Origin of the sequence: Magnetospira sp. QH-2 (assembly GCF_000968135.1) — a bacterium.
Taxonomy (GTDB): Bacteria; Pseudomonadota; Alphaproteobacteria; order Rhodospirillales; family Magnetospiraceae; genus Magnetospira.
Map to the genome: position 1 here is coordinate 2760057 of NZ_FO538765.1, position 12861 is coordinate 2772917.

A 12861-nucleotide genomic window follows, 5' to 3' on the forward strand; every position below is an offset into this window, starting at 1 on the left:
GCCGCCTTGCCCCGCTGGGTATCAAACCCCTGGAAAAAAGGCAAAATGCCCGCCATGGCGGGGGATTGCAACAGGGAAAGGGCTGATGCCGCCCGTCGCGGGAATTTCGCATGACGAAGAGCCGGAATCCGCGCTATGCAGAAGGAATGCCCGATGACGGGCGCATAGGCAGGGGGACTCTCATGAGCATCGCACAATTGAATGACCTATTCGGCATCGGCGACAAGCTAAGGGTGATCGAAGGCCAGGGCGGCCTTCCCATGATCCAGGTGACCACCGACCATGCCAGCGCGATGGTTTCGATCTATGCCGGACAGGTGCTTTCCTACCGCCCCGCCGGACAGGCGGAAGACCTGATGTTCCTCAGCCAAAGCGCCTATTTCGCTCCGGGCAAGGCGATCAAGGGCGGCGTGCCGGTCTGTTGGCCCTGGTTCGGGCCTGACCCGGAAGACAAAGGCCGCCCCAGCCACGGCTTTGTGCGCAATCGCCTCTGGGACCTGCGCACCACCGAAGACCGGGGGGACGCAGGCATCCGAATCACCCTCGGCCTGACCGATACGGATGAGACCCGGGCCACCTGGGACAACGGATTCGATCTGGCCATCCGGGTAACCATCGGTGAAACCCTGGAAGTGGCGCTGATCACCAGCAACACCGGCGACAGCCCCTTCCCCCTGACCCAGGCCCTGCACAGCTATCTACGGGTCGGCGATATCGATCAGGCATCGGTGGAAGGCCTGGATGGTTGTAGCTACATAGACAAAATGGATGGCGGCGCGGAGAAAGCCCAAAGCGGGGCGGTCACCATTTCCGGCGAAACTGACCGGATCTATACCGGCGTCGCCGCCAACCTGGCGATCATTGATCCGGTCTTGGGACGGCGCATCGCCATCGCGTCCCAAGGCAGTGCCAGCGCCGTGGTCTGGAATCCCTGGGCCAGAACCGCCGCCTCCATGGGCGATCTCGGCGACGAGGATTATCGGACCATGCTTTGTGTCGAGACCACCAACGCCGGACCGGACGTCGTCACCCTTGCACCGGGCGACGAACACCGGCTGGTGGCAGCTTTTGACCCGTCGGCGATATGATGGGAAATTAACCGCCAATATTCCGGTCATTTCCCGTTTCGCGGATGTGATCGGGTGCTGTTATACAGGCAGACATGAAACTTGCGGTTTTCGATTGTGACGGCACTCTGGTCGATAGTCTGGGGTCCATCGTCTCCTCCATGGTCTCGGCGTTCGAAGGCCATGGTCTGGCAGCGCCCAAGGCCGCCCATGTGCGGCGCATGGTCGGACTGCCGTTGGTCGAAGCCATTGCCCAGCTGCACCCCGAAGGTACCATGGCCCAGTGGGAAGAGCTGACAGAATCCTATAAGCAGGCCTTCACCGCCGAGCGTCAGGCCGGAACGGTGGAAGAACCGCTATATCCCGGCGCCTTGGCAGCGCTGGATGAACTGGAATCGGCGGGCTACTTGCTTGGTGTCGCCACCGGCAAGGCCATGCGCGGTCTGGCCAATACCCTGGCCACCCATGATCTGGCCAAGCGGTTCGTCACCCTGCAAACCGCCGATCTCTGTGCCGGGAAGCCGTCCCCGGACATGCTCTACCGAGCCATGGATGAAACCGGTGCCCGACCGGAAACCACGGTCATGCTCGGCGACACCACCTATGATATGCTGATGGCGCGAAATGCGGGCGTGCCTGCTCTGGGGGTATCCTGGGGCTATCACGAATCGGAAGAATTGACAGAGGCTGGGGCGACCCGCGTGCTCGACCACTTCGAGCAAGTCCCCCAAGCCATCGAGACTTTATGGGAGAGGGAACAATGAAAAAGATCCTTATCGGCGTTGTCGGCGTCGTTGTGGTCGGTCTGATCGCAGGTGTGGTCATCTTGAAGTCCATGGACTTCAATCAGTACAAGGGGGTGATTGCCGAACAGGCCAAGGCCGCCACCGGTCGCGACCTGGTCATCGCCGGAGATATCGAGATCGGCATCTCGCTGACTCCCTCCCTGATGGTCGAGGGTGTGTCCCTGTCCAATGCCGATTGGGGCTCGCGCAAGGAGATGGTAACCCTCGCACTGGTCGAGGCGCAGGTTTCCCTGCTGCCCCTGCTGAGCGGTACCGTGGATGTCCAACGCTTCATCCTCAAGGACGTGGACGCGCTGCTGGAAACCGACAAGGAAGGCAACGGCAACTGGTCCTTCACCCCCGCCGAACCCGCCGAGGAAAAGACCGAGGAAGCCTCCGATGGCCCCGCCGCCCTGCCGGTAATCCGCGAAGTGGTTCTGGAAAACGTCAAGGTCACCTATAAGGACGGCATGAGCGGCGAGACCACTACGGCGGATATCGAAAGCCTGACCGCCAACGCCGATTCGGCGGATAGCCCGCTGGCCTTTGCCCTGCGCATGGCTTTCAACGGCGCACCGATCACCGTTGATGGCCAAGTGGGCTCCCTGGCCGCTGCCATGGCCGGAGATCAGCCGTTCCCGGTGAAGATCGCCGCCGAGGCTTTCAAGGCCAAGGCTACCGTGGATGGCTCCATTGCCAAGCTGCACGACGCCAAGGGCATGGACCTCAAGCTGAGCGCCAACGTGGCCAGCCTGACCGATACCTTCGCCGCCGCCCAGGCCGCCCTGCCGCAATTGAAGGACAGCGCACCGCCGCCGTCCACCAGCATTGACCTGAGCGTGCAGGCCAAGGATATCGAGGGGGGCTACCAGTTGGACAACCTCTCCTTGAAGGCCGGTAAAACCGATCTGAGCGGCAGCGTGACCGCCCTGATGGGCGACATTCCCGACATCACCGCCCGGCTAACCTCCACTTTGGTCGATACCGCCGACTTCACCGGACCGGCCAAAGAAGGCGCCGCGCCCGCTGGGGAATCCAAGAAAGCCGAGGGCGACAAACCGAAGAAGGTCTTTCCGTCCGATCCCTTGCCCCTGGACGGGCTCAAGGCGGCCAATGCCGACGTGACCTTCAAGGGCAAAAAAGTGGTGGCCGGCAAGATCGTCGTCGAGAACATTGATCTGGCCCTGACATTGAAGAACGGCAAGCTGACGATCACGCCCAACAACGCCGACATCTTCGGCGGCAAGGTCGCCGGGTCGGTGGTGCTGGACGGCTCCTCGGGCAAGACCGCCAAACTCAACACGGACCTGAAGGTGGCCAAGCTGATGCTCGGCACCATGGCCTCCACTATGGCCGGGCAGGATCTGATCAAGGGTTCTCCCACCGATGTGACCATCAAGCTAAGCGGCGCGGGCGGTTCCGTGGCCGCCCTGATGGGCAGCCTCAATGGCAACCTGTTGGTGGATGTGGGTGAAGGCATCATCGACAACGCCCTGGTGGACTTGGCAGGCGGTAATCTGCTGACCAACCTGCTGCCCACCCTCACCGGCGAAAAGAAAGACTCCAAGCTTTCCTGCGCCGTGATCAATGCCAAGATCACCAATGGCCTGGCCAAGCTGGCCAAGGGTATCGCGGTGGAAACCTCTGAACAGACCATCCAAGGCGATGGCGAGATCAACCTGAAGACCGAGGAATTGGAAATCAGCATCAACCCGGAAATGAAAGACGCCGTGGGCGTTGGTGCCGGTGGCGTGGCCAAATTGGTTAAGCTGACCGGAACCCTGGCCGATCCGGGCGTGGGCCTCGACGAAAAGGGGGCCGCCAAGGCCGTGGGCAAGGCGGCGCTCGGTGTCGCCACCGGGGGATTGAGCATCATCGGCGAAAAACTGCTCGATGCCACCGGCGCCATGGATGAAGAAGGCGCCGACTATCCCTGCCTGGTCGCCCTCGGCAAGCCGATTCCGAAATCCACCAAGAAGAAGGAAAGCGCCCCGGCCAAGAAAACAACCGCCGAACCGAAAAAAGAAGAAGGCCTCGGCGGGGCTCTGAAGGGGCTATTCGGCAATTAAGCACGGGCTTGCAGGCTCCTCGCCCTTCGACAGGCTCAGGGTGAGGAGCTATTTCCCCACCGTCTCATGCTGAGCCTGTCGAAGCATATAACGGATACACCATGTTCACGGGACCCAGAAAACGCTTCTATAAACAAGCCGCCGCCGGACCCGCTTCCGGCGGCGGTTTCGCGATCTTCCTCGACGGGCGCGCGGTGAAAACCCCCCAAGGCGCAAACTTGGACGTTCCATCCGAGGCCCTGGCCCAGGCCATCGCCACCGAATGGGAAGCCCAGGAAGACGAGATTCGCCCCCATACCATGCCGCTGATGCGGTTGACCTGTACCGCCATCGACCGCCTACCCCAGGTCCGGAGCGAGGTTATTGACCAATTGGTTCAATACGCCGGCACGGACCTTCTTTGTTACCGTGCCGAAGCGCCATCCGATTTGGTAGAACGGCAAAATGAGACTTGGAATCCGCTGTTGGATTGGCTCGAAGCCACCTATGGCGCAGGGCTGAAAACAACCTCTGGAATCATCGCAATCCCCCAGGATAAAGAGCCTCTTTCAAACCTCCGATCCGCCATGGAACCCCTTGGCAATATTGAGCTTTCCGCTCTAACTGCCATGACCCAGGCGTCTGGATCTTTGGTTATCGGATTGGCTGTTCTAAGCGGCCATTTGGACGCCGCCCAGGCCTTTGCCGCCTCGCAAGTGGACGAAACATACCAGATGGAAAAATGGGGGCAGGATCACGAAGCTCTCGCGCGTCAAAACAAGCTTCGCGAGGACCTGGAATCAGCCACAAGGCTGATCACCCTCCTTTAGTATTGATACCCTCGCTCTTTTCGCTGGTGCAGCATGGATTGGGCATGCTATCACGGCATATTGCCGTTCGGTGCAAAGAATAACCGAGGGGAGACCCCATGCACGATATTATCCGACAACTCGACGAAAAACGCCGTCTCGCGCGGCTTGGCGGCGGCCAACGCCGTATCGATTCCCAGCATGCCAAAGGCAAGCTCACGGCTCGCGAGCGCATCGAGCTTTTGCTTGACCCCGGAACTTTCGAAGAATGGGACATGTTCGTCGAGCATCGCTGTACCGACTTCGGTATGGAGGGCAATAAAACGCCGGGCGACGGCGTGGTAACCGGCTATGGCACCATCAACGGGCGCCTTGTCTTTTTGTTCAGCCAGGACTTCACTGTCTTCGGCGGCTCTCTCTCTGGAAGCCATGCGGCCAAGATCACCAAGATCATGGACCGGGCCATTGAAGTGGGCGCCCCGGTGATCGGCCTCAACGATTCCGGCGGGGCACGCATCCAAGAAGGCGTCGACTCCCTTGCCGGATACGCCGAGGTATTTGAACGCAATGTATTGGCCTCGGGCGTGGTGCCGCAGATCTCGGTGATCATGGGCCCCTGTGCTGGTGGCGCGGTATACTCCCCGGCCATGACGGACTTCATCTTCATGGTCGAAGACACGTCTTATATGTTTGTCACCGGCCCCGACGTGGTGAAGACGGTGACCCACGAAGAAGTCACCGCCGAGGAACTGGGCGGCGCCAAGACTCATTCTTCCAAATCCGGTGTTTCCGACCTGGCTTTCGAGAACGATGTTCAGGCCTTGTTGATGCTGCGTCGGTTCATGGATTTCCTGCCGTCGAGCAACAAGGAACAGCCGCCGGTCCGCCCGACCCCGGACAAGGCCCACCGCCAGGATTTCTCGCTCGATACCATTATCCCGGACAATCCCAACAAGCCCTACGACATGAAGGAACTGATCACCAAGGTTCTCGACGAGGGCGAGTTCTTCGAACTGCAACCGGACTTCGCCGCCAATATAATCATCGGCCTGGGCCGCATGGAAGGCTCGACGGTTGGCATCGTCGCCAACCAGCCCATGGTGCTGGCGGGCTGCCTGGATATCGACAGTTCCCGCAAGGCAGCACGCTTTGTTCGTTTCTGCGACGCCTTCAATATTCCCATCGTCACTTTTGTCGATGTCCCCGGCTTCATGCCCGGCACGGCACAGGAATATGGCGGCATCATCAAACACGGCGCCAAGCTGCTCTATGCCTTTACCGAGGCCACTGTACCCAAGGTCACGGTCATTACCCGCAAGGCCTATGGTGGCGCCTATGACGTGATGAGCTCCAAGCACCTCAGGGGTGATGTGAACTTCGCCTGGCCATCGGCGGAAATCGCCGTCATGGGTCCCAAGGGTGCCGTGGAGATCATTTTCCGTCAGGATATGGGGGACGAAGAAAAGATCTCCGCTCGCACCGAGGAGTATCGGCAGAAATTCGCCAATCCCTTCATCGCCGGTCACCGTGGTTTCATCGACGACGTGATCATGCCGCACAACACCCGCAAGCGGATCTGCCGCTCGCTGGCCATGTTGCGCAACAAGAAAGTGGAAAACCCGTGGCGCAAGCACGGGAACATTCCGCTCTAGGATGGAGGCAGACTGATGTTCAAAAAAATTCTGATCGCCAACCGTGGTGAAATCGCCTGCCGGGTCATCAAGACGGCAAAGAAGATGGGAATCACCACCGTTGCGGTGTTTTCCGAAGCCGACAAGGACGCCCTTCATGTGGACATGGCCGATGAGCGGGTCTGTATCGGACCGCCGCCGACCAATCAGTCCTATCTGGTGGCCGACGCCATTGTACAGGCCTGCAAGGATACCGGCGCCGAGGCAGTGCACCCTGGCTATGGCTTCCTATCCGAGAATGCCGAATTCGCCCGACGCCTGAAGAAAGAGGGGATCAAACTTATCGGGCCGGGCCCGGAAGCAATGATTTCAATGGGCGACAAGATCACCTCCAAGAAACTGGCCAACGAGGCCGGTGTGAGTTGCGTGCCCGGCCACCCGGACGCCGTGTCCGACGCCGAAGAAGCTGTCACGATCGCCAACCAGATCGGCTATCCGGTCATGCTGAAGGCCTCTGCCGGCGGTGGCGGCAAGGGCATGCGCATCGCCTGGAATGACGACGAATGCCGCGACGGCTTGGAACGGTCTCGCTCCGAGGCGGCATCAAGCTTTGGCGATGACCGGGTCTTCGTGGAGAAGTTCATCGAGGAACCGCGCCACATCGAAATCCAGGTGATAGCTGACAGCTTCGGCAATACGGTCTATCTGGGCGAGCGCGAATGCTCGATCCAGCGTCGCCACCAAAAGGTCATCGAAGAAGCCCCCTCGCCCTTCCTCACCCCGCAGGTACGCAGGGCCATGGGTGAGCAGGCGGTGGCCTTGGCCAAAGCCGTGAACTACGAATCAGCGGGCACCGTCGAATTCATCGTCGACAAGGAACGTAATTTCTTTTTCCTGGAAATGAATACCCGCTTGCAAGTGGAACACCCGGTCACCGAGTTCATCACCGGTCTTGATCTGGTGGAACTGATGATCCGTGTCGCCTACGGAGAGAAACTGCCCTTTGACCAAAGCGGTGTCAGCATCAGGGGCTGGGCTATCGAGTCTCGGATCTATGCCGAAGACCCGTTCCGCAACTTCCTGCCCTCCATCGGGCGCCTGACCCATTACGTGCCGCCCGAGGAAAGCAAGTACGTGCGCGTGGATACCGGCGTCTATGAAGGTGGCGAGATCTCCATGTATTACGATCCCATGATCGCCAAGCTGGTGACCTACGGCGCCGACCGCAAGCATGCCACCCAACATATGCAGCGGGCATTGGACGAATTCCATATTCGCGGCGTATCGCACAACATCAGCTTCCTCGCAGCCTTGATGGATCACCCGCGTTTCCAATCAGGCAAGATCACCACCAATTTCATCGCCGAGGAATATCCCGACGGGTTCCATCCCGCCGACGTACCGCATGATGATCCTTGCCTGTTGGTGTCGGTCGCCAGTTTCATTCACCAAGCCTATCAGACCCGCGCGGCGAAAATCTCGGGCCAGGTGGCCGGACGCGAACGAGAAGTGGGCTATGATTGGATCACCTACGTGGGTGACAAACGCTACTCAACGCAGGTGGAACCCATCGACGGCGGCTTTAAGATTGTGGTGGATACCGAACCCTATCAGGTGCTGAGCAATTGGCAGCTGGGTCAACCGCTGTTCCGGGCCAAGATCAATACCCGGCCGGTCTGCGTGCAGGTGGAACGGCACAGCTTCGGATATCGCATGTTCCATGCCGGGTCCCAGGCCGATGCCCTGGTCTTGTCCCCGGTCACCGCGAGCCTGCAGGAGCTCATGCCCCACAAGGAACCGCCGGACATGTCCCGCTATCTGCTGTCGCCCATGCCGGGGCTGTTGCTCTCGGTGGCGGTTGAAGAAGGCCAGGAAGTCAAGGAAGGCGAGGAATTGGCCGTGGTCGAAGCCATGAAGATGGAGAACGTGCTGCGCGCGTCCCAAGATGGCGTGGTCAAGAAAGCCCATGCCGGTACCGGCGACAGCTTGGCCGTGGACCAGATCATTCTGGAGTTTGAATGAGCGACCGCAAATGCGTCTTGGTGCGCATTGAAGGACGGGTCCAAGGAGTCTGGTATCGCGGCTGGACCATGACCGAAGCGCAAAAGCGCGGCCTGGACGGGTGGGTGCGCAATCGAAGCGATGGCTCAGTGGAGGCCCTGTTTAGTGGCCTCACCGACCGGGTCAACGACATGTTGGCTGCTTGTGAACGCGGGCCAACAGCGGCTCGGGTAGACGGAGTCTTTCCCAAACCCGCCGATTCGCCCGTCGAGACCGGCTTCTCCCAACGCCCGACCATTTAAATCGGACCCGGAATAATCCTGCAATATTTCCCATGAACCACAACCGAATCATCAATATGTTTCGGTTGTGGCGGTGGCCGGAGATGCTCTGTCAGGGGTTCTCTTGGCCCGTCGCTTCCGGATGGTCCGGGTCGACCAGCCGATGCAGATGGACAATAACGTACTTGGTATGGGCCTCATCCACGCGGGCCTGACTGGCGGCTCGCCAGGCTTGCAAGGCCTCGTCATAGTTGGGAAACATGCCAACGATATGAAGGTTGTCGGAATCGACGAATACGTTGCCGGAGGGGCTTTCCACCTCTCCGCCAAACACCAGATGAAGCAGGGGACGATCCATGGAAGCCAATTCTCCTCAATGAATGTGGATATTTTACCCAAACTACGCTGCACCGCACATAAAACACAAGTCCGAACCGGAACCGCCACACTTTAGCCATTGGAATCACCTATCGTTTGGTCCATAGTTTTAAGGTTTCCATGGGGATGGATCGATCCATCAGGGGATTTTTGGAGAATGATCATGAGAAAGTATTTAAGCGGACTGGTCGCGGGCTGTGCCCTGCTGACCCTTGCGGCCTGTGGCGATCCCAGCAAACAGGAAATCGTCGACAAGGCCCGCTCCGCCGATACCCGGCAACAACTGGAATCAATCCTTGGCAAGCCCGATGAGCTGAGCAAAATGGGACCCATTGAGCAATGGACCTATAATGCCGCCGACGGAACCGTTACCTTCACCATCACTGGAGACACAGTGGCCTTGCAGACCACCGGCGAATCGCAGAAAAAGTAACCGAGCGCCGAAAAAACAAATTATCAGTTCAATCCCGGGGAGCGTCTCCCCATATCACATCAATCTTCTTTTCTGAATGAACCGAGAGGTGGGCAAAATGAAAACCCTTGCAAAAGCAATTCTACCCGTAGCCGCGATGGCCTTTGTGGCTGGTTGCGCGTCCAACTGGGATATGGACGGAACACAAGCGATGAAAGGCGACACCGCCTTTGCCGATGCGCTGAAAAGCGAATACGTTGGACTCGCCACCATGGAGCGCGACGAAGGCGACTGGGGCGATGCCGCTTACTTCAACAACAAGGGCCGTTCCGCGGCCATGGGCACCGATGTGATGGCGCAGGCGATCGCAGAACGTGACCTGCCGGGTGACAACGTCAAGGATTTGACCGATGCCCGCGCCGCCCTGATGAGCGTGCTGCCTGCGGCCAAGACGTCCAACCCGGCCGCCGCCGCCCGTGCCCAGGCCATGTTCGACTGCTGGATGCAGGAGCAGGAAGAAAACTTCCAGCCCGAAGATATCGCCAAATGCCGCGCCGACTTCGAGGCCGCCATGAAGGAATTGGAGCCGAAGCCGATGGCCAAGCCCATGCCGAAGCCGGTGATGCCGTCGCCGAAGCCCAAGACCTTCGTCATCTACTTCGGTTTCGACAAGGCCAATGTTGATGATACCGGCATGATGATTGTCGATAAGATCGCGTCCTACTTCGGCGACATCAACGCCGCCTCCGTGGACATTGCCGGTCACACCGACACCATGGGCCCGTCCGCCTATAACACCATGCTGGCTCAGAAGCGGGCCGACGCCGTGGCCGCCGCCCTGCAGGGCAAGGTCAAAGGTGGCGTGATCGTCAACGCTTATGGCGAAGGCAAGCTGGCTGTTGCCACCAATGACGAAGTCATGGAAGGCGCCAACCGCCGCGTGGAAGTGGTCGTGACCCCGTAATCGGGATCACCTGACAACAGGGAAACGGCACCTTTCGGGGTGCCGTTTTTCTTTGTTTGCCGCTAATGATAACTTGACCTGTGGTCGGAACATGCTATCCAGAAGGCGTTCGGAACGACCCTACCCGGAGATGATTATGCCGCTAAAGATTTCCCTTATTGCGTTGGCCATGGCTATTGGCTTGATGAGCTATTCCGAACCGGCCCAAGCCATTTGCGTCAACAACGGCACCGCAACCCCGGTCAAGGTCAGCATTCTTTCCGGCGGAAAGTTCAAGTCCAAGGTTTCGCCCGGCGTCATCGAATGCTGTGATTGGCAGCAGGCCAATTGCAATCGGGGCGGCGATAAATTTTCCAATCTGAAATTTGTTGTGACCGCTCTGGCCGGTCCGCAGACCCGCACTGGCGTCTGCAAGGGGACCATCCCCGCCTCCTACGAGATTCAGATCCGGCAATCTGGCGACAAAATCCGCTGCGTCGGCGTCAAATAGGCCTTTCGCTACTCGTATTCCCCGAAACCCGCTTCAGGATCTTTCAGGTTCGCCTGAAAGCCCAGGTATTCCCATGTCTGCGCCATATGTGGCGGCAGCGGGGCGGTGACTTCCAGCATGCCCCCCGCCGGATGGGGGAAACGGATTGCCCGGGCCAGCAGATGAAGTTTCTTGGCCTGTGGCACGCCCGATAAGAAAGCCTCCGGGCCGCCGTATTTGCCGTCTCCCAGGATCGGTTTTCCCAAATAGAGGCAATGGGCGCGCAGTTGGTGGGTGCGTCCGGTGAGCGGCTCCAAGGCCAGCCAGGCGGCTTTGTTGCCGGCTCTGTCCACGATGCGGAATTCGGTCTCGGCCTTTTTGCCTTGTTCCTCGTCGACCACCACTCGCTCGCCGGCCTTGCCCGGCAGCTTCACCAGCGGCGCGACAATGCGGCCCTGGTCAGGGCTCGGAATACCCACCACCACGGCCCAATAGAGCTTGCGCGCCTCGCGGGATTTGAACAAAGCGGTAAGTTCCCGAGCCACCTTGGCCGAGCGCGCCAGGACCAGCACGCCCGCGGTATCCTTATCCAATCGATGCACCAGCCGCGGACGTTCCTTGGCCCCCAGCTTGAGCGCGTCGAGCATGCCATCCAGATGTTTCGTGGTACCGCTGCCCCCCTGGACGGCCAATCCGGCAGGCTTGTCGATGACCAGAAGATGGTCGTCCTGGTGCAGGATGCGCTGCCGCAGATCGTCGGCCTGGCGGGGGTCGATGGGCTGATAGGGCTTCGGTTGTGCCGCGACCGGATCTCCCAACGGCGGTACCCGCACCTGTTGTCCCGAAGTCAAACGATGGGCCGCCTTGACCCGCCCGCCATCGACACGGATCTGGCCGCTGCGCAGAAGTTTTTGCAGGCGCCCTTGATTGACCTGCGGGAACAAACGCCGGAACCAGCGGTCCAGCCGCATGCCATCGTCGTCCTCGGGCACCGGGATATGCTGCACACCGGTCATGGCAGAAACAGCCGGGCCAGCATCAAGCCACCGATCAGTGCCCCGACACCCAGCACCAAGGATCCCACCACATACAGGGCCCCCGCCAGATACTCATGACGCTCCAGCACCAGAGTGTAGATATCCAGCGAAAAGGTGGAAAAAGTGGTGAAAGCGCCCAGGAAGCCGACCCGCAGGGCATCACGCAATTCCGGCGACGGATCCCAGCTCCGCGCCAAAAGCTCGGCCATGATACCCAGCAGCAGGGACCCGAGGATATTCACCGCCAGGGTGCCATAGGGAAAGCCATGACCGAACCATTGGGTCATCTTGACCGACACCCCATAGCGGGACACGGCGCCCACGGCGCCGCCCAAGGCAATGGAAAGGATTAAAACAGGCTGGCTCATGGCGCGAGGTTTAGCACAGGCCATGGCGCGGGGCCCAGTCTATTTAATCCGCAGCCCCTTGTCGTTGAAGAACTTGGCGGAATCATAGGTCAGAGTAATCAGCTTGCCCTTGCGGCCACAGCGCAGGGTAACGAACGACTTCCCCGTTTCCCAACGAAAGCTGGCGGAATAGACGTAAGGACCGCCATACAGCTTGGCCAAACTCTCGGCAAAGGCGATGCAGAAATCCTCGGCGTCCTTCTTGTCCTCAACACCCTTGTATTCCTCGACAATGACTTCAACGGTTCCAAGTCGCCCAACCTTGAACGCACTCCCATCCAAACAGTCGAATTCAACCCGAGCCGGAATGCCGAGAAAGTCCATTTGGTAGCGTGGCTTGTTATTGACCGTCATGGGCATGGTGAAGTTGCCCGCCTTACCGTAGGTCTTGATCACCTTGTCGCAGGACACACCCCAGGCAACCTTGAACGGGCGCTCGGCCTGGGCGGGAGTCACGAGAAAGACCGTGGCAAGAAAGCAAAGGATCAACAAACGCTGAAGCATGATTAAACCTCGTGCGTAGCCGCGAAGATACCCCTTATGCTTTGATAATACAGGAAAAATAAGCAGAC

General features: G+C 59.5%; 14 protein-coding genes. 10 read left to right on the forward strand and 4 right to left on the reverse strand.

From position 1 onward, the window contains the following. Positions 1-182: 182 nt before the first annotated feature. From MGMAQ_RS13020 to MGMAQ_RS13050, 7 genes are all read left to right on the forward strand, one after another. Positions 183-1088, forward strand: a complete 906-nt coding sequence (locus tag MGMAQ_RS13020) for a D-hexose-6-phosphate mutarotase (protein WP_046021874.1) — start codon at positions 183-185, stop codon at positions 1086-1088. A 74-nt stretch (positions 1089-1162) separates the two neighbouring features. Further along, positions 1163-1831, forward strand: coding sequence for an HAD-IA family hydrolase (locus MGMAQ_RS13025; RefSeq protein ID WP_046021875.1), 669 nt, complete (start codon positions 1163-1165; stop codon positions 1829-1831). Next, positions 1828-3921, forward strand: coding sequence for an AsmA family protein (locus MGMAQ_RS13030; protein WP_046021876.1), 2094 nt, complete (start codon positions 1828-1830; stop codon positions 3919-3921). Before MGMAQ_RS13025 ends, MGMAQ_RS13030 begins: the two co-directional genes overlap by 4 nt. A 101-nt stretch (positions 3922-4022) precedes the next feature. Then, positions 4023-4730, forward strand: coding sequence for an ATP12 family chaperone protein (locus MGMAQ_RS13035; RefSeq protein WP_046021877.1), 708 nt, complete (start codon positions 4023-4025; stop codon positions 4728-4730). A 98-nt stretch (positions 4731-4828) separates the two neighbouring features. After that, positions 4829-6361 (forward strand): acyl-CoA carboxylase subunit beta, encoded by a 1533-nt coding sequence (locus MGMAQ_RS13040; protein ID WP_046021878.1) that lies wholly within the window; start codon positions 4829-4831, stop codon positions 6359-6361. 15 nt (positions 6362-6376) lie between these two features. After that, positions 6377-8362 carry an acetyl-CoA carboxylase biotin carboxylase subunit gene (accC, locus tag MGMAQ_RS13045; RefSeq protein ID WP_046021879.1) on the forward strand — a complete coding sequence of 662 codons (1986 nt, stop codon included), beginning with the start codon at positions 6377-6379 and terminating at the stop codon, positions 8360-8362. Then, positions 8359-8643: an acylphosphatase gene (locus MGMAQ_RS13050; RefSeq protein WP_046021880.1), complete on the forward strand. Its 285-nt coding sequence runs from the start codon at positions 8359-8361 to the stop codon at positions 8641-8643. The genes accC and MGMAQ_RS13050 overlap by 4 nt, the downstream gene beginning before the upstream one ends. A gap of 91 nt (positions 8644-8734) precedes the next feature. Here MGMAQ_RS13050 and MGMAQ_RS13055 read toward each other — a convergent pair whose 3' ends face one another. Beyond that, positions 8735-8980 (reverse strand): DUF4170 domain-containing protein, encoded by a 246-nt coding sequence (locus MGMAQ_RS13055; protein WP_046021881.1) that lies wholly within the window; start codon positions 8978-8980, stop codon positions 8735-8737. Positions 8981-9163: 183 nt separating this feature from the next. Between MGMAQ_RS13055 and MGMAQ_RS13060 the strand changes: the two genes are divergently transcribed. The 3 genes from MGMAQ_RS13060 (at position 9164) to MGMAQ_RS13070 (ending at position 10866) form a co-directional block, all read left to right on the forward strand. Further along, positions 9164-9433 carry a hypothetical protein gene (locus tag MGMAQ_RS13060; RefSeq protein ID WP_046023317.1) on the forward strand — a complete coding sequence of 90 codons (270 nt, stop codon included), beginning with the start codon at positions 9164-9166 and terminating at the stop codon, positions 9431-9433. A gap of 190 nt (positions 9434-9623) precedes the next feature. After that, positions 9624-10376, forward strand: coding sequence for an OmpA family protein (locus tag MGMAQ_RS13065; RefSeq protein ID WP_158498860.1), 753 nt, complete (start codon positions 9624-9626; stop codon positions 10374-10376). Between the two features lie 136 nt (positions 10377-10512). After that, the gene (locus MGMAQ_RS13070) at positions 10513-10866 is read left to right on the forward strand and encodes a hypothetical protein (RefSeq protein WP_046021882.1); all 354 of its coding nucleotides are present in this window, start codon (positions 10513-10515) and stop codon (positions 10864-10866) included. 8 nt (positions 10867-10874) lie between these two features. Here MGMAQ_RS13070 and MGMAQ_RS13075 read toward each other — a convergent pair whose 3' ends face one another. Genes MGMAQ_RS13075 through MGMAQ_RS13085 form a run of 3 tightly spaced genes read right to left on the reverse strand, consistent with a single transcriptional unit; the run spans position 10875 to position 12793 of the window. Further along, positions 10875-11861: an RluA family pseudouridine synthase gene (locus tag MGMAQ_RS13075; RefSeq protein ID WP_046021883.1), complete on the reverse strand. Its 987-nt coding sequence runs from the start codon at positions 11859-11861 to the stop codon at positions 10875-10877. Further along, complete coding sequence (crcB, locus tag MGMAQ_RS13080; protein ID WP_046023319.1) at positions 11858-12250, reverse strand: fluoride efflux transporter CrcB; 393 nt, start codon at positions 12248-12250, stop codon at positions 11858-11860. Before crcB ends, MGMAQ_RS13075 begins: the two co-directional genes overlap by 4 nt. A 39-nt stretch (positions 12251-12289) precedes the next feature. Continuing rightward, a complete protein-coding gene (locus MGMAQ_RS13085; RefSeq protein WP_046021884.1) occupies positions 12290-12793 on the reverse strand; it encodes a hypothetical protein in 504 nt (167 codons plus the stop codon). Positions 12794-12861: the final 68 nt, after the last annotated feature.